17 protein-coding genes are annotated in these 21897 nt (G+C 64.5%); 7 read left to right on the plus strand and 10 right to left on the minus strand.

The window, feature by feature from the left end:
• Positions 1–2 precede the first annotated feature (2 nt).
• The 3 genes from soxZ (at position 3) to RT513_RS08640 (ending at position 1753) form a co-directional block, all read left to right on the plus strand.
• On the plus strand, positions 3–323 hold the full coding sequence (gene soxZ, locus RT513_RS08630) for a thiosulfate oxidation carrier complex protein SoxZ (RefSeq protein WP_290686614.1): 321 nt from the start codon (positions 3–5) through the stop codon (positions 321–323).
• Complete coding sequence (soxA, locus tag RT513_RS08635) at positions 320–1069, plus strand: sulfur oxidation c-type cytochrome SoxA (protein ID WP_290686612.1); 750 nt, start codon at positions 320–322, stop codon at positions 1067–1069. Before soxZ ends, soxA begins: the two co-directional genes overlap by 4 nt.
• Before the next feature lie 93 nt (positions 1070–1162).
• Entirely contained in the window at positions 1163–1753 is a 591-nt protein-coding gene (locus tag RT513_RS08640; RefSeq protein ID WP_290686610.1) for a TetR/AcrR family transcriptional regulator, read from the plus strand.
• Positions 1754–2013: 260 nt separating this feature from the next.
• Here the strand turns inward: RT513_RS08640 and RT513_RS08645 are convergent, their stop codons facing one another.
• The 4 genes from RT513_RS08645 to RT513_RS08660 all read right to left on the minus strand — a co-directional run bounded on the left by RT513_RS08645 (position 2014) and on the right by RT513_RS08660 (position 7011).
• Positions 2014–2571, minus strand: a complete 558-nt coding sequence (locus RT513_RS08645) for a hypothetical protein (protein ID WP_290686608.1) — start codon at positions 2569–2571, stop codon at positions 2014–2016.
• A 584-nt stretch (positions 2572–3155) separates the two neighbouring features.
• Positions 3156–4370 (minus strand): MFS transporter, encoded by a 1215-nt coding sequence (locus RT513_RS08650; protein WP_290686606.1) that lies wholly within the window; start codon positions 4368–4370, stop codon positions 3156–3158.
• On the minus strand, positions 4363–4767 hold the full coding sequence (locus RT513_RS08655) for a hypothetical protein (RefSeq protein WP_290686604.1): 405 nt from the start codon (positions 4765–4767) through the stop codon (positions 4363–4365). Before RT513_RS08655 ends, RT513_RS08650 begins: the two co-directional genes overlap by 8 nt.
• Before the next feature lie 3 nt (positions 4768–4770).
• Complete coding sequence (locus RT513_RS08660; RefSeq protein ID WP_290686602.1) at positions 4771–7011, minus strand: TonB-dependent receptor; 2241 nt, start codon at positions 7009–7011, stop codon at positions 4771–4773.
• A 118-nt stretch (positions 7012–7129) separates the two neighbouring features.
• Between RT513_RS08660 and RT513_RS08665 the strand changes: the two genes are divergently transcribed.
• The 4 genes from RT513_RS08665 (at position 7130) to RT513_RS08680 (ending at position 12454) form a co-directional block, all read left to right on the plus strand.
• Positions 7130–8161: a helix-turn-helix transcriptional regulator gene (locus RT513_RS08665; RefSeq protein WP_290686600.1), complete on the plus strand. Its 1032-nt coding sequence runs from the start codon at positions 7130–7132 to the stop codon at positions 8159–8161.
• Positions 8162–9439: 1278 nt separating this feature from the next.
• Positions 9440–10450 (plus strand): TRAP transporter substrate-binding protein, encoded by a 1011-nt coding sequence (locus RT513_RS08670; RefSeq protein WP_290686598.1) that lies wholly within the window; start codon positions 9440–9442, stop codon positions 10448–10450.
• A gap of 55 nt (positions 10451–10505) precedes the next feature.
• Complete coding sequence (locus tag RT513_RS08675; protein WP_290686596.1) at positions 10506–11135, plus strand: TRAP transporter small permease; 630 nt, start codon at positions 10506–10508, stop codon at positions 11133–11135.
• Positions 11132–12454, plus strand: a complete 1323-nt coding sequence (locus RT513_RS08680; protein WP_290686594.1) for a TRAP transporter large permease — start codon at positions 11132–11134, stop codon at positions 12452–12454. Before RT513_RS08675 ends, RT513_RS08680 begins: the two co-directional genes overlap by 4 nt.
• Before the next feature lie 58 nt (positions 12455–12512).
• Here the strand turns inward: RT513_RS08680 and RT513_RS08685 are convergent, their stop codons facing one another.
• The 6 genes from RT513_RS08685 to RT513_RS08710 form a co-directional block, all read right to left on the minus strand.
• A complete protein-coding gene (locus tag RT513_RS08685) occupies positions 12513–14009 on the minus strand; it encodes a fumarate hydratase (protein WP_290686592.1) in 1497 nt (498 codons plus the stop codon).
• Positions 14010–14042: 33 nt separating this feature from the next.
• Entirely contained in the window at positions 14043–14993 is a 951-nt protein-coding gene (locus RT513_RS08690) for a LysR substrate-binding domain-containing protein (RefSeq protein ID WP_290686590.1), read from the minus strand.
• Complete coding sequence (locus RT513_RS08695; RefSeq protein ID WP_290686588.1) at positions 14990–15739, minus strand: class I SAM-dependent methyltransferase; 750 nt, start codon at positions 15737–15739, stop codon at positions 14990–14992. Before RT513_RS08695 ends, RT513_RS08690 begins: the two co-directional genes overlap by 4 nt.
• 626 nt (positions 15740–16365) lie before the next feature.
• Complete coding sequence (locus RT513_RS08700) at positions 16366–18705, minus strand: glycosyltransferase family 4 protein (RefSeq protein WP_290686586.1); 2340 nt, start codon at positions 18703–18705, stop codon at positions 16366–16368.
• Positions 18702–19802, minus strand: a complete 1101-nt coding sequence (locus RT513_RS08705) for a zinc-dependent alcohol dehydrogenase (RefSeq protein ID WP_290686584.1) — start codon at positions 19800–19802, stop codon at positions 18702–18704. The genes RT513_RS08700 and RT513_RS08705 overlap by 4 nt, the downstream gene beginning before the upstream one ends.
• Positions 19792–21894: a glycosyltransferase gene (locus RT513_RS08710; RefSeq protein ID WP_290686582.1), complete on the minus strand. Its 2103-nt coding sequence runs from the start codon at positions 21892–21894 to the stop codon at positions 19792–19794. Before RT513_RS08710 ends, RT513_RS08705 begins: the two co-directional genes overlap by 11 nt.
• Between the last annotated feature and the right edge of the window lie 3 nt (positions 21895–21897).

Here is a 21897-nt window from a genome sequence, read left to right on the forward strand (position 1 = left end):
CGATGTTCAACACCCGTATCCGCGTGCCCGGTACAGCCCGGAAGGGCGAAGTGGTCGAGATCCGCGCGATGATCATGCATCCTATGGACAACGGCTTCAGCTACACCTCGCAGGGGACGCTGATCCCGGTCGAGATCGTCACCGACTTCACCTGCCGTTACCTTGGGGAGGAGGTCATCCGCATCCGGCTTGAGCCGGGGCTGTCCGCCAATCCCTACTTCACCTTCCGCCTGCGGGCCGAGCGGACCGGGACGGTCGACCTCACCTGGATCGACCAGCACGGCACCGTGACCACGGCCGAGGCGCTGCTGACCGTGACATGAGGCGGTTGGCTCTGCTCCTTCTGCTGCTCGCGGTGCCAGCGCAGGCCGGGGGTCCGCCGGTTTCGGGCTACGACTTCCTGTCTCCCGAGACCCAGGCCCTGCAGAACGACGATTTCGCCAATCCGGGCATGCTCTGGGTCGATCTTGGCGAGAGGATCTGGTTCGAACCGGCGGGCGTGAGCCGGAGTTGCGCGGATTGCCATGGTGCGCCGGAGGCCATGCGTGGGATCGCCACCACCTATCCGAAATGGTCGGAAGCGGAGGGGCGGGTGATCAGCCTCGAGCAAAGGATCAACCTCTGCCGGAGCGGGCAGCAAGGGGCGCAGGCCCTGCCCTACGGCTCACGCGACATGATCGGGCTGACCGCGTTCGTCATGCATCAGTCGCGCGGCCTGCCGGTTTCGGTGGCGACCGACGGTCCCGCCGCTGCCGCCTATGCGCGCGGAAAGGCGTATTATGAAACCCGCCGCGGTCAGCTCAACCTCTCCTGCGCCAATTGCCACGAACAGAATGTCGGCAACCGCCTGAGGGGAGAAGTCATCAGCCAGGGGCAGGTGAACGGCTTCCCGATCTACCGGCAATTGTGGCAGGATATGGGCTCGATGGGGCGGATGATCGCTTGGTGCAATGACGCCGTGCGTGCGGCGCCGCTGGCCGAAGGGTCGTCCATGGCGGTGGAGCTGGAGCTTTACCTGCGGGCCAGGGGCAACGGGCTGCCTATCGAGACACCGGCGGTCCGCAGATAGCCGTTCACTTGCGCGCGATCCGCAGGAAGGCGATTGGCTCCGGCGGCCCGAGCGTCTATTTTGGCGACAATCTCCCTTGTCCTTCCGATAGTCATGGCATCCTACGCGACCCCCTCGGACCCGAAAGCTGACCGCCCGCTTCGCGCCGACGCGAGCCGCAATCGCGCAGCGCTGCTGGAGGCGGCATCGCACATGTTTGCCGAACACGGCTATGACGTGCCGATGTCCGACATCGCGGCGGCAGCGGGGGTGGGCCGAACCACGCTTCTGCGCAACTTTCCGACGCGGATGGACCTTGCCTCGGCACTTTTCGAGCAAAGCATGGCACGGATCCGCGCACTGGCGGCAGAGCAGGCTCGCGCGCCCGGCGACCTGGAGGCGTTGCTCGACCTGAAGCTCGACTTCTACATCCGGAACGGCGGCCTCGCCGAGGCCGTGCAAAGGGAGCGAGGGGATGTCGACAGCTTTCAGGCAGAACGGCGCGAAGTGGCGGAAATCTTTCTCAACGCCGCACGGGGCGGAGGCGACATACGGCCCGACCTGACGGTGGAGACGTGCCTTGTCATGCAGCAGGCGATAGCAGGGGCGCTGCTGGCGGGAACGTCGCGCGCGGATCGGGTCGAACGGGCGCGCCTGGTGAAGGCCCTGCTCCTCGACGGTCTTCGCCCGCGCAAGGGCGACTGAGGAATGACTTCGACATAGCTACCGGGACACCGCATAGGGCGGAGCGGGCGCATGGCCCGCCGGAACCGAACAACCCTTGCCGAAGCAAAGACAGCCATCGCCCGCTCCCGTGCCTTGGGCAGTGCCGATACGCCGGGCGCGCAGGCGGCACAGTCCTTCTCCCTGCCCCTAAGGGCCATCCCTTCGCGGGGGTGCAACCGCGGAATTGCATCCGCCACCCCGTTCCCACCGGCAGAGCAAGCCACGTAAAGCCTTTCGCCTTATCCCGGTGGATCGAGCCCCCTCGCCGTAGCATTGAGGCCGTGACGGGCAAAGCCTTCGCACGTCTTCGCGACGCCGCCATCGCGATGATGGCCCACGATTTTGCGGGCGGCAGGTCGATGATGTGACCGGCCCGTCACGGTCGATCGGGTCAACAAAGGCATCGGCGGGCGCGCAGAAGGCCTGCCCTTCGACGGTGTAGATCTCCCGGTCCGGGCAGATCTGCTGCATCCGTGCGACCCTGGCGGCAAAGAACCACCGCTCATCAGTACGCCGACAGTACACCAGGCGAGGCCATGGCTCAGGATCGTCATGGCCACCGTGGCCAGCGTCACGAGATCGGAGAGGACCGGCGTGGTCCGCAACCGCCGCAACGGCTCGCGGTCCAGCGTATCGATGAAAGCCATCATCATGATGACAACCAACGGCGCCACCGGCACCTCCTCCACCAGATCGCTCACCGCCACCATCCGCACGAGCAGGAGAACACCGGCAGCGAACACCGAAAGCCGCCCCTGCCCGCCGTATTTCACATTGGAGACCGTCTTGCCCATCATACCGCAGCCGCGATGCGGCCGAACCGGCTGGCCGAGGCATTGGCCAAACCGAGGCGATGCACCTTCTTGTAGGACGGAATGCCCGTCTGATCATCGGCGACTCTGGTCATCAGGCTTTCCAATAGACCGACCATGGCGATGGCCAGCGCAGGCAGGAACCGGCGCCACGCCGGGGCTGGCCCCGGCAGCCCCTCGGGCAACCTGCCCAGATCGGCCACACCGCATGGGGACACCCAAAGCGGAGCACAGCGCGGTCAAAACCACCACACAGAGCAACGGCGCGGGTGGGCTTTCTGCTCAGTCAGAACGAGAGGTGGATGATCGCCAACCGGGTCGCGTCACCGCGCCTCCGGCGTGGAGGATATGCGGCAGTTGGCGGCAAAAATGAGGATCGCAACGGCATTGACAAAGCCCCTGCGGACCGAATTGGAGACAGACCGCATCAGGTCGCCAGCCGGGCAAAGCCGAAGAGCATCTGGAACAACCCGGCCAACAGCCCGGCGGCGAAAAGGTATTCGCCCCCAAGCTCGCGCACCAGGGACACCACGACCGGAGCAACCCAGCTGGCCGCGGCCGAAATCAGGTCAGCCGGTTTGGGCCGCGTCCCGCTGACGGCCGCTCTGCCGCCGGGTGCCCCATGTGGCAGCCATCGAAATCAGCGTGGCCAGTGTAAAAAGGCCCGCATAGCCCAACCACTCCGCGATCAGCCCCGAGGCCATTCCTCCGATCTGATAGACGATCATCTGCGCACAGGCGAGGAGAGTGAAGTCGGTCCCCGGCTGGTCGGAGGAGCAGACCTGCATGAACAGGGAGTAAAGCGCCACGATCTCCATGTAGCGGATGAGCGTCTGGAATACCGCCGCCGCGCCGACGGGCAGCAGACCGGTCAGCACCCCGAAGGCGTGGAGCGCGAAGACGGCGAAGCACAGGCTGCGCAGGCTCCCGAGCAGCACCAGCGTTCCCAGCGCTCCCCGCCGGTGCACCGCAAGCAGCGCCAGCGCCGATCCGCCCAGCCCCACCGTTGCCGCAGCGGCGCCCGAGAGATAGCCGATCCAGTCGAGCGGCATTCCCGCATCGACGAGATACGGCCCCTCCATTGTCTTTACCAACCCCTCGGAGGCCCGGTAGAACAGCGCCAGCCACAGAACCTGCCTTGCCTCGGGCCGCGCGAGAAATGTTCTGAGCCGCGGACGGGGCCGCGCCACGGGCGGCGCACGGTCTTCCCGCATCCATGGCAGGACAAGCAGGGGGAGCAGGGTCGCCGCCGCCATTGTCAGCATCATCGCGCGCCAGCCGAAGTGGTGATAAAGAACAAGCCCCAGCGTCCCGCCGACAAGAACCGAAGCCGCAACCGCCGCCCCTTGTATGGCGTTGCCCGTGGGCCTTTCGCCGGGGGACAGGGACAACACCGCATAGCCATCCGTGGCGATGTCCTGCGTGGAGGCCAGCAGGATGAGGAGCAGGCCGATCACCGCGAGCGGCAGGATGTCCGTGGGCTGTATGAAGGACAGCGCGAAAAGGCAAAGCGCCGTGCCGATCTGCGTCGGCAGGATCCAGGCGCGCCTCGGCCCGAGTCGCCGGCCAAGGGGGAGCGGGCGGAATCGCTCCACCAGGGGCGCCCAGAGGAATTTCACCGCCAGCGGCAGCAGAAGCAGCGACAGCATGCCGATCGCCGCGCGGGAGACACCGCTGTCCCGCAGGATGGGCGGAACGGCGGCCACCAGCACATAGGCCGGAACGCCTTGCGCCAGATAGAGCACCGCCAGCACGGCGAAGCGCCGGACCCTGCCGTCATGCACCCGTGCCTCCTGGGCCGAAGACCCGGTCATGGAGGGCGAGGAAAGCGGTGTTGGCGGCTGGGATGTCATCGTGAACCTCGACCGGAATCGACCAGAAGGTGGAGAAGGCGGCACGCTGGCGTTCGCTGGGCCGGTCGGAGAGCAGGACAAGCCCGCGGATACGGGCGGCGACCGCTTCACGGGTCGCTTTCGCCACCCGGTTCTGCTGGACTTCGCCCGCATGATCAAGCCGGAAGCCCCTCAGGTCCGACAGCAGAACAAAGGGCACCGGCTGCCCGGCCAGCGTCGTGAAAAGAGCGAGGTAGTCCGATACGTCGGCCTCCCTCTGTGGTGGCTCGAAGCGGAGGGCCAGTGCGCTTTGCACCGGCCGCGCCTCGTGGCGGCCGAAGAGGATCATCGCTCAGAAGCTCACCCGGTAGCCCAGGGTGACGGTGCGGCCCCAGCCCGCGGTTTCCGCGTTGCGGGTCGCGGTGGCCGTGGGGTTCATGTAGTCGCTGTCGAACAGGTTCTCGACCGCGAGGCTCAGCATGCCGGGGCCGACCGGGCGGGACGCGGAGGCATTGACGAGGGTGACATCGTCAAGCTTCACCTCTCCCGGGGCGCGGTCGCGTCCCCCGAGATGCATGACCTCTCCCCGCAGACGCCAGCCGCCCGCAAATTCATGCGTGGCCCCGAGCACGAGGCGGAGAGGCGAGCCGATGCGGTTGTTGCCGAGCCACGTATCCACGTCGCCGTCGCCGCTGCGGTCATACCGTCCCTCGCGCCAGCCGATCAGCCCGTCGAGAGCGGTGGTGGCGGTCAGCGCCCAGACGCCCTGTGCCTCGATCCCCCAGATCTCCTCCTTCTGCTGGCTGACCTGGTTGGTAAGGGGGTTGAACGTCACCCCGTCATCCGAGGTGGAGTAGAAGCCGGAAACCTGTCCGCTCCACGCCCCCGCATCATGGCGCAGGCCGAGTTCATAGGTATTGACCACCTGCGGCTTCGGCGCGATCTGGGCATAGGAGAGCTGGTAGGTTCCGGGCTGTGTGCAGCCATAGGCGGCCCCGACGAGCGGATTGTCGTTGCCATAGGCGGTGCAGATCTCGGCGACGGAATTCATCCCCGCCCGACGGGTGAAGCTGCCGATATCGGTCAGGGAATAGCCCTGCGACCAGCCGCCGAAGACCTGTGACGCTTCGGTCAGCCGATAGGTGAAGCCGAGGTTCCCGGTGAACTGATCGAAGGTGAAGTCACCGCCGGTGACGGAGATTTCCTTCAGGTCGAGGCCGAGGCCGTAAGCGGGAAAGTAATAGTAGGCGCGGGGCCGGACGAAATCCCCCACGGTCAGGTCGAACCGGTCATACCGGATGCCGCCGGAGAAGGTGAGGCTGTCGGTCACCGGAAGGGTGAGTTGCGCGAAAAGGGCCGCCGACTTGTTCTTCAGCGGTGTGGCGACGGCCATGCCGTTCCGGGCGCTCTGGCTCGTATCGTCATGCCCGATCTCTGCCCCCCAGCTCAACCCTGCCGCACGGCCGAGGATATCGAGCGGGCTGTCCACCGTCACGGTGAGCGTGTGGCGCAGGCTGTCCAGGTGGGTCTGGTTGTAGTCCGCCGTCGGATCCGCGGGATTGCCGCTGTAATAGACCAGCGTGTTCACCGCCGGGTCGAAGCGGGTGAAGGCGAACCGCTTCATCACGTCGTTGCGGGAATAGGTGACCGAGAGCTTGCCGAGAGCGAAATCCTCGTCGGTGTAGCGGAGGGTGAGGTAGTTCGAATCCTCGGTGATCGGGTCGCCGTGATAGGGGTGGGCGCGATCCGGTGCGACGGGCGTGGCGAGGTAGTCGGTGAAATAGCGCGGCTTCTGATCGAGCTTCACCTTGTCGAAGGTCAGCTCCACCCGCTTTGCCGCGTCGATGTCATAGCCCAGCCGGACGGTCGCATTCGTTGTGTTGGTAAAATCGCCGCCCCCCTGCCCGAGCATCGGGTCCGAGGGCAGGAGCCGGCCCTTCCCGTCATAGGTCTGTCGCGTCCGGTCGTGCGAGAGGGTGACGCTGTAGTCGAAAGCGCCGATCTTCTGATCCACGCTGACGGAGGCGAGAGGCGCCACGCTCTTGCCGCCGTTCGCCGTGAAGGCGCGCGCCCGCATGTCGAGCGTGACGCGGGCCTTGCCATCCGCTGCGGCACCGCTCCGCGTGATGAAGTTCACCACGCCCCCCGTGCCGCCCGCACCATAGAGCGAGGAGGCGCCCCCGATGACTTCAATCCGCTCCACCGTGTTGAGGTCGATGGTGGAAAGGATGCGCGAGGCATCACGAAGCGGCGTGTTGCGCGGCACGCCATCGACCAGAACGAGCAGCCCCCGGCCGCGGAAGCTCTCGGATGCGCCGGAGAGCGTCTGGTTGGAGAAGGTGAACCCCGGCACCGTCCGGGCCAGCAGCGCGGTTGCGTCATTGCCGCGCTGAAGCTGATCCTCGACAGCGAAACTGTCGATCACCTGCACGGCGCCCGGCACGGCGGAAACGGGGCGGGCAGCGCGGCTTGCGGTAAGCACCACCTGATCGAACACGACCGCCCCCGGCTCCGCCGTCTCCTGCGCGGCAAGCGGTAGCGCTGCCGTGGAGAGCAAAAGGCCCAGCAGCGGAAGGTGAGAGGATCGGGACATGGGCGTTTTCCTTCGGGGATGGGAGAGTCCGTATTGGCTGAGGAAAATAGTAAGATTATGCTGTTGCCGCTGCCGGAGACTTCTGGAGCGAGAAAACATGGTTCTGGAGTTTTGCGACATGTCCGCCGGCCGGACCATCGACAGACAGACGCGCGGCGGCGGGGAGGGGATGCGCCTTCCCTGGGCGGAAGAACGCCTCACCCGCGATACCTTTCCCCGGTCCCGCTTCAAGGAGGCGCGGCGGCGGGCGGGGGCACTGTGGAATCGCGCGGTCCTTGCCGAACCGCTCGCCCATGCCCCCGTGGCGGCCGAAGGGCATTTTCTGGCGCTGGAACTGGGGGATTTGCTGCTTTCCACGCTCGATATGGGATCGGGGCAGATCGGCTGGCGGTTTGCGGCCTGCGCGCAGACCGGGACCGGAGGTAGCGCCGCCCGCCTGCGGGAAACACGACCGCCGCTTCTGATGCTGCGTTGTCTCCGGGGCGGCGAGTTGGCGATGGGAGAGCGGCGTATGGCACTGCCCGCCGGTCAGATCGCGCTTGTCCCGCTGCAAGGGCCGGTTGTCCTGATGCTGGCGGCGGGTGGCCGGGCGGATATCGGGATTCTCGCGCAGGCGCCTGCTGCGCTTTCCGGGCCGGTTGTCCTCGATGGGGCGCTGCCCTCCGGCCATCTTCTGGCCTTCTTCGCGGGATATCTTCTGCGCTGTGCTCCCCACCCGCCCGGACGCGCGGCGGAACTGCGGGGGATGCTGCTCCGCGCGCTGGAGCACGTGACGGCAGACCTCATGGTTTCGCTGTCATCCGGGGGGGAGACGCCGTTTGAAAGGTTCCGTTTTCTGGTTGCCGCGAACCTTGGCCGACCAGAGCTGTCTCTGGGCGAAATTGCGGCGGCGATGGGGTTGGGGCCGCGCCGGCTTCAGCGGCTGCTGAAGGAGAATGGAACCACCTTCCGCGCGCATCTGCTGCACGCGCGTCTCCTCATGGCGCGGGAAGTGATCGAGACCAGCCGCACCCGCCCGCGGATCGCGGATCTTGCCTATCGCTGCGGCTTCAGCGACCCGAACTATTTCTCCCGCGCCTATGCGCAACACTGGAACGCGCCCCCCAGCCGCATGGCTTGCCGATCGACGCCGCGGGACCAAACTGAATAACCCTTACTACTCCAGCCGAAATCTGTTGAGCATTTTTCACCAATTCCTGCGGCATTGGGCACAGACGGCGGCGGCTGACTGGGCCGGATCAAGATCATCCGCCTGATCGCCGGTCGGCATTGTTGGGCGGTTGAGGCTTTTTGACCTGCTGCCTTCAGGAGGGGCTTGCAGGAGGATGACCGTTATTATGGTCAAGATTGCGTGCCGGTGCAGGGCACCCATCATCGGTCCTCAAAATGACCAAGACCCATCTCTTTCTCCGGTTGCCGATGGGCTTGCTCATGGACCCAACGGGTCTCGATGGCCTTGGCCAGTTTCTTCGGCGGTGTGTCGACTGGCGGGTTCGTCAGGAAGTATTTCGCACACGTCTGTGGAGGGGCGCTCGCCGACCAGCCAGACGACCTCCTCGCCGCCCGGATGCTGCAGCCCCACGATTGGCCAATGCGCCGCGGCGTTTCGTCCACGACGCGGACGCCCATGGCAGCGAACCGTGCCGAGAGATTTTCGCTTGTGCCGCGTCGCCAACTCACGGTCTGCCACGTCGCGTTTTCAACTATCTCCTGCGCTGGGAGGGGGACGAAGGTGAGGTGATCCCAACGTAGTCGCTCGCGGTCGTTGACCGGGAAGATCAGGGATCATTTGCCGGATAGGCTCAAAGGCGCTCAGGTCATCCTGCCATGCCCCAGATCGGCGCGACGCAGGCTTCCTAACAGGCTGCTGGAAAAGTCCTGAATGTCATGCTGTGCGCCGGAAATCGGAAAATCGGCCCGGAAACGCCCGGCACCATATAGATTTCCGGCTGGATTTGGTCAGATAGCGAACGATTTCCGCTCCAACGCAGGCCAAAAAGCCTTTTTCAGCATCCTGCTAAACCTGCTCTGTGCCAGGATTACCGACTACCAGGAGCTGTCGATGACCCATGAGATCGTATCGCGCCAGCACCGGATCCTGGGGCATTGCCTGCCGCCCTACTTTCCCGAGAAAGCGCGATTCCGGCGCGGCACCCCCGCCGAACGAAGGGGGAATGAACGCCCCTCAGTTGCTTTTGGAACACGCGGCATGTCGTTGGCACCGACCACTCTCCCCTACCTCTTGGTATGCTCAAATGTTATTGCTATCAGAAGTATCATATATTTGATATATCCTCTCCAACCCTGCAAGTTCGCGAAATGACTGGGTCCGCCGAAGGAAGAGCGGTGGGTTCCGTGCTGGACGGCCAGAGTGGTTCGGTATTCTGAGGATCGCCGTAGTGCCGCTGGTCTTATGGGGAGGATAGAAATGCTTGATTTTCGTAACGTGGTAATCGCCACCGGCGTTGCTGCAACGCTCGCGCTCTGGTCAGCGCTGCCTGCCGCGGCTCAGGATCAGATCACCATCAAGTTCAGCCATGTCGTTGCGCCGGATACCCCCAAGGGCAAGGGCGCCGAGCGGTTCAAGGATCTGGCCGAGAAGTATACGGACGGCCGCGTGAAGGTCGAAATCTATCCCAACAGCCAACTCTACAAGGACAAGGAGGAGCTGGAGGCCCTGCAGATGGGGGCAGTCCAGATGCTGGCGCCGTCGCTGGCCAAGTTCGGCCCCCTCGGCGTGCCGGAGTTCGAGCTGTTCGATCTGCCGATGCTGTTCAAGGACCGCACGGACCTTCGCAAGATCACCGAGGGTGAACTGGGACAAACCCTCATGTCCAAGCTGGATCCCAAGGGCATCAAGGGGCTGGCCTATTGGGACAACGGCTTCAAGATCATGACGGCGAACTCCCCCGTCGTGACGCCCGACGATTTCCTGGGCCTGAAGATGCGCATCCAGTCCTCCAAGATCCTCGAAGCGCAGTTCGAGGCGCTTGGCGCCGTGCCGCAGGTGATGGCTTTCTCCGAAGTCTATCAGGGCCTGCAGACCGGTGTCGTGGACGGCACCGAGAATACGCCGTCGAACACCTATACGCAGCGTGTGAACGAGGTGCAGAAATACGCGACCGTGTCGAACCATGGCTATATCGGCTACGCGGTCATCGTGAACAAGGCGTTCTGGGAAGGGCTCCCGGACGATGTGCGCGCTGAACTGGACAAGGCGATGGCAGAAGCCACGAGCTATGCCAACGACATCGCCGAGGAGGAGAATGCCACGGCGCTGCAGGCCATGCGTGATGCGGGCACCACCCAGTTCCATGACATGACCGACGAAGAGCGTGCCGAGTGGTTCGAGGTTCTCCAACCTGTGCACGAGAAGATGTCAAACCGCATCGGCGCCGATCTGATCAAACAGACCTACACCGCTCTGGGTATCGAATAAGCCGAATATCAGGCCGGGGGCGCAGGCCGCGCCCCCCCATTCAAAGAGGTTTGCCATGGTATTGCGCATCCTCGACCGCTTCGAAGAAATCCTGATCTCGGCGTTGATGGCCATGGCCGTCATCCTGATCTTCGTTGCCGTCGTTCACCGTTTCTCTCTGGGCATCGCGGCCGACCTGGTCGGCTGGGCCCGCGCCCATGACATGGAGACCCTGCAGGCTATCGCACGGTCTTCCTTCAGGTGGATAAACTCGCTGAAGCTCACCTGGGCGCAGGAAGCCTGCATCTATCTTTTCGTCTGGATGGCGAAGTTCGGCGCTGCCTATGGCGTCCGCATCGGCATCCACGTGGGCGTCGATCTTCTCGTGAACAAGCTGGAAGGTCGCAACAGGAAGATAATGACGATCATCGCCATGTCCGGCGGGATCCTCTTCACCGCGATCGTAACCTGGATCGGCACGAAATTCGTCTGGCATACCTATCGCGGCGGCCAGATTTCGGCAGACCTGGAGATCAAGATGTGGCTCGTCTATCTGGCCGTGCCGCTCGGGTCCGCGCTGATGTGCTTCCGCTTCATTCAGGCGCTGTATCAGTATCTCACCACCGGATACATCGCGCATCATGACATAGGAGAGATCGAGGGCATCGAAGAAAATGCCGACACCGCCGCGGAGGGCAAGGCATGACCGCGATCATCATCTTTCTGATCCTGACGATCCTGCTCATCACCGGCATGCCGGTCTCCATCGCGCTCGGCCTGACGGTCTTCACCTTCCTTTTCGGCTTCACCAGCATCCCGATGGACAGCATCGCGCTGAAGCTGTTCACGGGGATCGAGAAGTTCGAGATCATGGCGATCCCGTTCTTCATCCTCGCGGGCAATTTCTTGACGCATGGCGGCGTGGCGCGGCGCATGATCCGTTTCGCCACTTCGCTGGTGGGCCACTGGCATGGCGGAATGGCGCTGGCCTCCGTGTTGGCCTGTGCGCTGTTCGCCGCGATTTCAGGTTCGTCACCCGCAACGGTGATGGCGGTGGGCTCCATCATGGTGCCGGCGATGGTCAAGATGGGTTATCCGCGGGAATTTGCCGTGGCCCCCGTTGCAACCGCCGGCGGGCTCGGCATCCTGATCCCGCCCTCGATCGTCATGGTGATGTATTCGGTTGCGACCTCGGGGATGATCGTGACCGGGCCGAACGGCGAAAGCGTCGCCTCGGCATCCATCGGCGAGATGTTCATTGCCGGCGTCGTGCCGGGGCTGATCCTCGCCGCGATGCTGGGTGTCACTACCTACTGGCGCGCGCGGACGAGAAACTATCCCCGCCTTCCCCGCGCATCCTACCGTGAAAGGTGGAAGACGTTCCGCGAGTCCATCTGGGGCCTGATGCTGATCGTCATAATCATGGGCGGAATCTATGGCGGCATCTTCACGCCGACGGAGGCCGCGGGGGTCAGCGCCGTCTATGCCTTCTTCATCGCGGTCTTCGTCTACAAGGACATCAAGCTGCGCGACGTGCCACGGGTGCTGCTGAATTCGGCCGCGATGTCGGCGATGTTGCTCTACATCATCACCAACGCCGTGATGTTCGCCTTCATCCTGACCTCCGAGCAGATCCCGCAGGCAATGTCTGCCTGGATCGTGGATTTGGGCCTCGGCTGGGTCGGTTTCCTGCTGGTGGTGAATATCCTGCTGCTGCTGGTGGGCATGGTGATGGAGCCCTCTGCGATCGTTCTGATCATGGCGCCCATCCTGTTTCCTGTCGCCGTGAAGCTTGGCATCGATCCCGTGCATTTCGGCATCATGATGGTCGTCAACATGGAGATCGGGCTGTGTACGCCACCTGTCGGCCTCAACCTCTATGTCGGCTCGGCGATATCGCGGCTGGGGCTGACGGCGGTGTCGGTGGCGGTTGTGCCTTGGCTTGTCACCGCGCTGATATTCCTCGCGTTGATCACCTATGTGCCGGCGATCACCATGATGCTGCCGAACCTGCTCGGGTTCTGAAGCGGGAGCGACAGGTAAGCAAAAGGGCCGCGATTGCGGCCCTTTTTTCGTCCATGGCTCAAGCCTGTCTGCGCCATCGGAGCGGTCCGCTGCGATGGACCGCATCGCCGCGGGCATCGACCGCGACCGTCACCGGCATGTCGCGCACAACGAATTCGTGGATCGCCTCCATTCCAAGATCGTCGAAGGCCACGACGCGTGCCTCGCGTATTGCCTGCGATACCAGATACGCCGCGCCCCCAACCGCAATCAGATAGGCGGCGCCGTTCCGGGCAATCGCCTCAACCGTTGCATCGCCTCGCTCTGCCTTGCCGATCATTACCGACACACCAAGCGTGTCGAGCATCATGTCGCTGTAGCGATCCATCCTTGTCGATGTCGTCGGGCCGGCCGGCCCCACCACCTCGTCGCGCACCGGATCGACGGGGCCGACGTAATAGATCGCCCTGTCGCGGAACTCGACCGGCAGCGGTTGACCCGCGGCCACCATCTGTTCGATCCGCCGGTGCGCGGCATCTCGTCCAGTCAGGAGATGCCCCGAAAGCAGCAGCGCTTCCCCCGGCTTCCATGCGGCGATATCGGAGCGGGTCAGCCCGTCCAGATCGACGCGGCGAGCGTCTTTCCAGGCATCGCGGAAATCGAGATCCGGCCAGTCCGACAGGTCGGGCGGAGACAGGCGTGCCACTCCGCTGCCATCCAACGAGAAATGGACATGCCGGGTTGCCGCGCAGTTCGGCACAAGGGCCACAGGCAGAGAGGCCGCATGGGTCGGGAAGCTCCGCACCTTCACGTCGAGCACGGTGGTGATCCCGCCCAGGCCCTGCGCCCCGATGCCGAGGGCGTTGATCCGGTCGATCAGCTCCAGGCGGAGCTCCTCCTCCGCCGTGGAGGCACCCCGGGCACGCAGTTCGGTGGCATCGATCGGCTCGTTCAGCGACTGCTTTGCCATCACCATCGCCTTGTCCACGCTGCCGCCGATACCGATGCCCAGAATGCCCGGCGGACACCAGCCCGCCCCCATCTTCTCCACCGTTTCGACAACCCAGTCGGCCACCGAGGCAGAGGGGTTCAGCACCGCGAATTTCGTCTTGTTCTCGGACCCGCCCCCCTTGGCGGAGACATCGAAGTGGACCCGGTCACCCGCCACCATCTCGACATGCAGCATCGCTGGCGCATTGTCCCGCGTATTGACCCGCCGCCCGAAAGGATCGGCCACGACCGAGGCCCGCAGCGGATTTTCATCGGCCAGATAGGCACGACGCACGGCGTCATCGACGATCTCCTGCAAGGGCCGGTCCCAGTCGAGCCGCGCCTTTACCCCGATCCGTGCGGTGATGTTGGCAACGCCGGTATCCTGACAGATCGGCCTGTGCCCGATTGCAGCCATGCGGGAATTGACCAGGATCTGCGTCATCGCATCGCGGGCAGCCGGGCTTTCCTCCGTCTGCCAGGCGGCGGAAAGCGCCCGGATGAAGTCGCGCGGATGATAGTAGCTTATGAACTGAAGCGCGTCGGCGACACTGTCGATCACATGGCGTTCGCTGATGGCTGTCATGTCTCCCACCCCGGGTTTGCTGGCAATGTATGGCTAGCGGTCGATCACCTGGGCACCGATCCAGCGGCCGGTGCGCGCCAGATCGCGCAGTGTTTCACGCGCCAGCGCCAGAACGACGGAGACGGCATTGGTCATTGGCCGGTTCGTGGAGTGGGCGAGATAGATGTGCCTTACCACCTGCGGCCCGGAAATGGTCCAGCTGCGCAGCCTCCCCTCGCCCACCTCGGCGGTTATGGCGTTCTCGGGAAGGACAGAATAGCCAAGGCCTTCCGCGACTAGCGCCTTGATATTGCTGTAGGAGTCCACATCGATAATGGTGTTCAGCTCGATTGCGGCGGCTTTGGCATGCCGGTCCAGAAGGTCGCGCAACCCGTGACCCTTGTCGGGAACGATCAGGGGCAGTTCGGCCACCCGGCCAAAGGAAAGATCACTGCCGGGGGGAGGAAACTGTTCAGACCGCAATCCCTCTGCCGGGCCAAAGAATTGCAGCGCCTCCGCCAGAAGTTGTTCCGTGTGAATGCCGTGTTCGGCAGCCTGACCGTAGAGGACCGCAAGGTCGATCCTTTCGTCCCGCAGCCATTCCAGAATGAACCCGCTCATCGCCTCAGCGATGCGCAGCTTGATCTTTGGATAGCGCAGATGCACTGACGTGATCAGCGGAACGGCGAGAATCTGGCCGATTGTGCCCGGCACTCCCAGCCGCACCTCCCCTTCGGGGTCATTCAGATGGCCGCGGATTTCCTCTTCGGCCACGGTAAGCTGGTCCAAGATGATACGGGCGTGGCGCAAGAGAATTCGGCCAGCCTCCGTTGGCTCCACCCCACTCGGCGTACGGAAAAGCAGCGCGGCCCCCAGATCGGCCTCCATGTTCAGGACATGGCGCGACAGTGCAGGTTGGGCGACATGAAGGAAATTTCCCGCCCGCGACAGTGAGCCTTGCTCGACAATCGCCACGAAATAGCGAAGTTGCCTAAGGTCGATCATCGTTGCGACACCGGATTTGCCGTCAGGGTCCAGCAGACCATCGGCTGTATCAATACCGCCATACCGCCGACACTATGGATATTGTCGCGCCACGCGCGCGCCAGCGCGGCTTCGTTCCTGCGGGCGATTTCTGCCCTTTCGGGCAGCACCCGCGCCAGATAGCCGATGAAATCCGACAATCCGGTGAAGTGATTTTCGCGATTCCAGCGGCGCAGATCGCGCAGGATCACCTTGTCGTCGGAAATCAGCGTTTCGACCGCGCTTGCTGCCTGAGCCCGGATCCGGGTTTCGTCCTCGATCGGGCGCATGGCGCGAAAGAAGCTGCCCTGCGCGAGAGGTTCGATCACAAGCAGGATGCCCTTGGAACGGATCGTCGAGATTGCGCCCATCAGCGCGTCCTGCATCCGATCGGGAGAGACGTGATGCAGTGAATTGACGAAACAGGCGGCATCGAACCGGCCCATGGACCCGGGAAGCGCTTCCGCCGGAGCGCAATGAAACTCCGACCTCGGCAACCGCTGACGGGCCCGCTCCAATGCGTCTGCCGAGGGGTCGATGCCCGTCACGTCGAACCCGCGTCCGTCGAGCGCCGCCGCGAGAGTGCCGTCGCCGCAGCCAATGTCCAGAACGGACCGCACGCCGTGATCGACGAAGGCCGAGGTCAGTACCGAAAGCGTATCCGCACTTGTCCTTCGAAGGGTGCCGTCAGTGCGGGCGGCGGCGTGGTCGGTGTCGAGCTCGAACATGTTCTTCCCAAATGGTAGCCCATCGGATCACGGCTGCAGTCAAACATCAAATAGAGTGATTGTGGCCCGTGTATATCATAATGTTATGGCCGCGCCACCACGCGCTTGTCATGACCGGCCTGTCCTGTACGCACTTCAGGCATATGGGAAGAGCCCGCCCTTTGGCAAAGCGTTGCGAGTGCGACGATTGTCGGTGGTTTGCCGTAGCAGCGGTGTTGCGGAAGCCCCGCGCCGGAGCGGCGTCCCCCGGCGCCTACCGTCCGCCACACTTCTGGCATGAGCAACCCGGGCTTGCCCAAGACCGCAGGAGGACCTCCCGGGAAGGCATTGCCTCCCCCTGACTCCCGCCAGTGGTTGAGGAACGCCGCCGGGTCGGCGGCATCAGTGGCGGAAGAAGTATCGCTTCGTGAGCCGCGCAAACCCCGGACGAGGGTCTTCGGATAATCGACGACAGCCACAAAAAGCGGGCCTCCAAGCGCCGATCAGCAGCCCGGTTCCTGCGCCATCCGTTGAGAAACTCCATCAGGAACGCTTCCGGCGATCATATGCCAAAGGGATAGCATGCTTGCGGCTTGCCAAACCACCGCAATCTGGAAGCGGTGCGATTTCCCAGCCCAATGAGGGTGTTAAACGGCCCACTTCTGCTCAATCTGTCGCATGAAAGGAGTGTTCACTTCCCTCCCCCCTTGTCCGCGGCGGTATCCAAGAAGTCCGTTCGGGCAGATACGCTCATCGTCCCAACCCTTGTGATCGGCAATGGGGTAAAAGCATACGCCCTCCGCCGGGATCCCCCTCTGCCGCGCCCGGACAACTTCCTCCCGTATATAGCGGCACCACGGGCCGCGCCGATTGCCCTCGGTTCCGGTCTCCGCCACCACGATCGGACGATCATAGCGCGCGGAAACGTCGAACAGCAGGTCGGAAAGCGGACGATACGCCGGATGATCGACGTCGATGACAGGGCCTGCATGGATCCACTGGTTGTTGCAGTAGTAGTTGACGCCCACCAGATCGAGAAACTCCGGCGCGCCGCCGATCTGGGGCCAAAGTCGGCCCGATAGCAGGTCGAACGCCTGAAACTGCGCCTCATGATGACCCCGAGCCTCCCAATAGGGCCGGAGCTTTGCCGGGTCGTGATGAACCGCGATCAGCGGCTCGGCCGTGAGGAACCGTGCCCGCGGGTCAGCCGCCCGTAATTCGGCCATCGCGGCGAGCGCGGCGCGGGCCAGTTGCACCTTGAGTTCAAATCCGCGACCGGCGGCGAACGGGTTGAGATAGCGGGCATCTCCCCCTGCCCATGAAAGGAAGCTGATCTCGTTGACGGGGCACCAGAAGGGGGCGGCATCCGTCTCGTCCCTCATCAGCCGGGCCGCAGCGCGGGCAAACCGGGCGAACCGCGTCACGAACTCGGGCGCCCAGATATCCAGATCATCGGGCCAGCCGTAATGAAGCAAGTCCCAGACGACTTGGGTGCCGGTGTCGCGGGCGGCATGCAGCATGGGCAGGAAGCTGGAGAAGTCGTGGTGTCCCGGCGCGGTTTCCACCAGATGCCACCGGAGCGCGTCGCGGCACGACCGGATGCCGAGGGCGGCGAGTTGCCGGTAATCGGCAGCCGCATCGGCATCATGCCCGGTGTCCGCGATCAGATCGAGCCGCTTTCCATCCCGACGCCGATGGGTGGAGGATTCCCAACCGCCGAGAATGAAGCTTTTGAACGTCGAGGGGTCCGGGGCGGGCGGCACTCCCTCTAGGACTTCGGTGAACAGGCGCTCCCACTGCGGCAGCACGGCAGACACGCTGTAGGCCGCATGGACATGGCGGCGAAGGGCCGAGCCGAGCCGCTTCCGTTCCCCCTCCTCCCGCGCGAGGCGCAAGATCTGACGCGCGAGTTCCGCGGGCTCTTCATGGGGCACGAAGATGCCGGATGCGCCGTCCACGATCTGCTGCAGGGCGCCGTTGTCCGGCGTGGCAATGACGGGCAGACCAGCGGCACCTGCTTCCGCGATGACATGGGGCATGCCCTCTCCGCGCGAAAGCCAGCAAAGGACATCCATCGCCGCCAACAGGTCGGGGATGTCCTTGCGATCCCCCGTGAAGAACAGGCGCCCTGTCAGCCCTGCCCGCGCGGCAAGCCGATGCAGTTCCTGTTCGTAGTCCGGCATGAAGGCGTCCGGTCCACCGACCACCATGAAGCGCAACATGATGCCCCCCGCTCCGGCGGTGGACAGGCGCGCGGCCTCGATGAAATCCTCCACGCGTTTCTTGCGATCGAGCCTTCCGATCCAGCCGATCAGCACCTCTCCCTCTGCGATCCCGAAGGCCTTCCTCAGCCGTGCCCGCCCTGCCGCGAGGGCGGTGGCACCGAATTCCGTCAGATCCACCATCGAAGGGATCTCCAGGGCGTGACCCTCTCGTCCGGGCATGCGGGCAGCGGCGGCGTCACGTATCGACTGGCAGACGCCGACATATCGGCTGGTGAAATGCTTGGGACCGGCCAGCGCCTCCTCCACCAGACCGCCATGCTCGATGAGCGGCGGACGCCGCGCCATGCCTTCCAGGGCCGGATAGATGTCGGCCACGTTCTGCGAGGAAATGACGATATCGGCATCTGCCATACGCAGGCGCAGGTAGCTGACTGTGTCCTCGAAACTCATCTCATAGGCGCGGGTGTCCACCTCCACGCCCAGTTCCAGCAACTGCTGATGGGTCTGTTCAGGCATCCCTTCCTTGCGAAAGCACGGCAGCACCACGATGCGATACCGACGCGGATCGAGATGACGCGCCATGAGGCGCACCTCCGTCTCCTCCCCGCCAACCACCAGCCAGGCAAAGACCCACAGGATCCTGATGACCCCCGCGCCGGGATGCGGCTGCGGAAACGCCTCCGCCGCTGCCATGGCGGCAAGGGTTTCATTGGCCGACATACGGTCATCCGCGGCGCGGACAGGGGGAGCGGTCTCGTTCATGAACTCTGCTCGAATACGATCTGGAGAAAGTCGGGGCGGTGTTCGATGAGGTCGCGAAGGAAGCTCGGACCGTCGTCGAAAGGAACGACATGCGTTATCATTCGGGAGCGGATCAGCGCGCCTTCCGTTGCCAGCAGGGCCAGCGTTTCCTGTGCCAGACGCCGCTGGTCCCAGCTGTGGGACAGCGCCCGTGGCATCCGGTTGATCTGGGCACAGCGGATCGACAGACCGTTGTGGTGAAACTCCTCCCCCAGCCGCGTGTCCGCCATGCCGCCCTGATAAAAGGCCAGATCGATCAGCAGCCCTTGGGGGCGGAGCGCACGAAGCGCGAGTTGCAGGCTTTCCGATCGTGCCCGCGTCTGAAACACGACCTCGGCGCCCCGCCCCCCGAGGCGGGAGAACCACGCCGATTTGGCATGCTGCCAGGCCGCATCCTCCGTCATGGCTTCAAAGCCCATCGCCTGTGCGATCCGCTGACGGAAGGGCGATGGGTCAACGACGACGATGTCCCGCGCCCCTGCCCGCCGGGCAAATAGCGCACAGAAGAGCCCCACGGTCCCCCCGCCCCAGACAAGAACAGACCGACCCGCCACACCGGCCCCGAGAAACGGCGGACCGCTGCCGAACTCCTCTGCATCGGCATGCAGGATGCCATTGGCCGCGATCGGCCCCATCTGCGCGACAAAAATGCCGAGTATCGGGTCAAGGTCCGCCGGCAGGCGCAGCAGAAGATCGCGCGCGGGATCGGCGGTGTGGCCGCTCTTGTGGCCGAAGGTCGTTGCCACGACATCTCCCCCGGCAAAACCGGCGGCCCCCTCCACCACGCGGGCAGCCTCCATATAGCCAAGGAAGTTGACGGGGAAATTCAGGGACGGCTCGCCCTCGACGAATACGCCCCGCTCCTCATCCCAGCGGGAATGCAGGTAGGGATTGCTCCCTTTCAGAAAGGTCAGCTCCGTCCCGGCGGAAAGGCCCGTGAACATCAGGTCGAGCCGCAGTTGCCCGGGCGGAGCGGGGCCTTCGTCATAGGCGAAGAAATAGGGAACCCCCGCACGTTCGATGCCGAGGCTGCGGATCTGTCGGTGTTCATGGGGCAAGAGGGGCGCCTTGCGCAGCGGAGACACGAAAAAAGGGCTGCGGGTCGGCCCGCAGCACCTCCATCCTGACGATTTCGCCTTCACGGGCGGAGCGGGCAACCGCATGGGCCACGCGATGGGTCTTGAGCGCCTCTCCATAGGGGCAGCGGATGTGATTGCACTTGCCCTGTACCGCATCGATGAAATCGCGATCCTCGCGCCAGACAGGATCCCCCTGCGCCGGGCGCACCGGCCGGCCTTTTCCCACGTCGATCATCACGTCATGGTCGGTGATTTCGATGGCCAGCCCATCGGAAAACACATGCAGACCCACCCGGTGGTTCCATCGCAAAAGGCAGGTGGCGGACAGGTTGGCAATGGCGCCGGAGGCGAACCGGAGGGTCGCGGCGCTCGCGGTTGCGACGGAAAGACCCCCGAAATCGTCGCGGTCGCGCCGTGCCGTGGCGCCAAAGACCTCGGTCACGTCACCCGCTAGAAAGCGGGCGAGATCTATGATGTGAGAAGCCTGTTCGACCATCTGCCCGCCGGAGCGGTCCTCGTCCCACCACCATAGCGGCGGCGGGGTCTGATCGAGCCAGAAACCCGTCATCAAATGCGCGGGATTCCGCATCAGTTGCGCCCGCGCGGCCTCAACCGTGTCGAGGTAGCGCCAGTGATAGCCGACCGCAGTGATCAGACCGCGTCGCTCTATCTCGCCAGCAAGCTCTTCCGCAAGATCAAGGTCGAGCGTCACCGGTTTTTCCACGAAAAACGGCAGATTCAGCGCCAGACAGGCCCTTTCCGCGGCGCCGTGGGCAAAAGGCGGCACGCAGATGAACACCGCATCCAGTTCAATGCCGGCCAACATGGCCTCGTGGTCCGGGAAGGCTTCCGCGCCCAATGCCGCAGCCGCCGTTGCAGCCCGCCCGGCATCGGGATCAGCGATGGCCGCGATGCGCACATCTTCCATCTGGGCCAGCACCTCGAAATGGCGATGGGCAATGCCGCCCGCGCCGATGAAACCGAGTCGTGTCGTCATGGCGGTACCTGTGACAAAGGGAGAAACGGAACGTTCATAGAGCGCGGCGGTTTGCCGACCCATCCGATCGGCGGTGTACAGGGTCTCATATCGCTCCCGCTGTCTTTCGGCCGCAGCGGCGCGCGCCGCGGGATCAGACAGCGCGTCGAACATGGCATCGGACAGCGCGTGGTGATCGCCGGGGGGAACGAGCCAGGGGTGGTCATCGCCCAGCACCTCGCGCACGCCCCCGATCCGGGTGGCGATCACCGGCGTTCTTGCCGCCATCGCTTCCAACACGACCAGCGGCAAGCCTTCGAAGGCGGAGGCAAGGACGAGAATATCGGCGGAGGCCATGAGGCGCGCAACATCCTCCCGCTGGCCCAGAAAATGCACGGCATCCTGTCCGAGCCGTTCTGCCCGGCGCCGCAGCCCGGCCTCCTCCGGGCCTTCCCCGGCAAGGAGGAGCCGGGCCGCGGGAATCCGACGACGCAGTTCCGCGAATGCGTCGAGCAGCACGTCGTGGTTCTTCTGCGGTGAAAGCCGGGCCACACAGAGGACGGTGGGGCGCTCCGGCATAATTCGCGGCTCCGCCGGGGCGTTGATTCCATTCGCGACGGCATGGATTTCGGGAAGTGCCACACCCAGCGCGCCGAGCGCCGCCCGCCACCCCTGCGCGGCCTCCTCGCTCACCGCGATGATGGCTGCAAGGGAGCCAAGTCTTTGGGCGTAGGCGCCGATTTCCTCGGGATCGGTCAGGAGCCAGGGCAGGTGCTCCGTGCGGATGACCCGGCTGCCGGCGGCTGCGGCCAGGTCCACCAGCCCGTGGCCCTCCCAACCGATCCCCGCATGAATATGGACGAGGGCGGCGCCCCGGAATGCCCGCGCCCATCCGCCAGGCGCAACCACGGCGGCATTGAGGCCCAATCCCTGCGCTTCCCGGACCAGCGCCGCACCCTCCGCATGGTCAGGGAACAGAAGCCGCGGTCGCCAGCCTGCACCGAGCCAACCGGCGAGGATCAGCATATGCCGACCCACCCCCGACGGGGAGGGACTGTCCGTCGCCATCACCACTTCACGCGTGTCTGACGGCATCGC

This window comes from Haematobacter sp. (assembly GCF_032102465.1).
GTDB lineage: Bacteria > Pseudomonadota > Alphaproteobacteria > Rhodobacterales > Rhodobacteraceae > Haematobacter.

Excerpts from the sequence above, each read along its gene's own strand:
- soxZ (WP_290686614.1), top strand. The coding sequence starts at position 3 with ATGTTCAACACCCGTATCCGCGTGCCCGGTACAGCCCGGAAGGGCGAA.
- soxA (WP_290686612.1), top strand. The coding sequence starts at position 320 with ATGAGGCGGTTGGCTCTGCTCCTTCTGCTGCTCGCGGTGCCAGCGCAG.
- RT513_RS08640 (WP_290686610.1), top strand. The coding sequence starts at position 1,163 with ATGGCATCCTACGCGACCCCCTCGGACCCGAAAGCTGACCGCCCGCTT.
- RT513_RS08645 (WP_290686608.1), bottom strand. The coding sequence starts at position 2,571 with ATGATGGGCAAGACGGTCTCCAATGTGAAATACGGCGGGCAGGGGCGG.
- RT513_RS08655 (WP_290686604.1), bottom strand. The coding sequence starts at position 4,767 with ATGATCCTCTTCGGCCGCCACGAGGCGCGGCCGGTGCAAAGCGCACTG.
- RT513_RS08660 (WP_290686602.1), bottom strand. The coding sequence starts at position 7,011 with ATGTCCCGATCCTCTCACCTTCCGCTGCTGGGCCTTTTGCTCTCCACG.
- RT513_RS08665 (WP_290686600.1), top strand. The coding sequence starts at position 7,130 with ATGTCCGCCGGCCGGACCATCGACAGACAGACGCGCGGCGGCGGGGAG.
- RT513_RS08670 (WP_290686598.1), top strand. The coding sequence starts at position 9,440 with ATGCTTGATTTTCGTAACGTGGTAATCGCCACCGGCGTTGCTGCAACG.
- RT513_RS08675 (WP_290686596.1), top strand. The coding sequence starts at position 10,506 with ATGGTATTGCGCATCCTCGACCGCTTCGAAGAAATCCTGATCTCGGCG.
- RT513_RS08680 (WP_290686594.1), top strand. The coding sequence starts at position 11,132 with ATGACCGCGATCATCATCTTTCTGATCCTGACGATCCTGCTCATCACC.
- RT513_RS08685 (WP_290686592.1), bottom strand. The coding sequence starts at position 14,009 with ATGACAGCCATCAGCGAACGCCATGTGATCGACAGTGTCGCCGACGCG.
- RT513_RS08690 (WP_290686590.1), bottom strand. The coding sequence starts at position 14,993 with ATGATCGACCTTAGGCAACTTCGCTATTTCGTGGCGATTGTCGAGCAA.
- RT513_RS08695 (WP_290686588.1), bottom strand. The coding sequence starts at position 15,739 with ATGTTCGAGCTCGACACCGACCACGCCGCCGCCCGCACTGACGGCACC.
- RT513_RS08700 (WP_290686586.1), bottom strand. The coding sequence starts at position 18,705 with ATGAACGAGACCGCTCCCCCTGTCCGCGCCGCGGATGACCGTATGTCG.
- RT513_RS08710 (WP_290686582.1), bottom strand. The coding sequence starts at position 21,894 with ATGCCGTCAGACACGCGTGAAGTGGTGATGGCGACGGACAGTCCCTCC.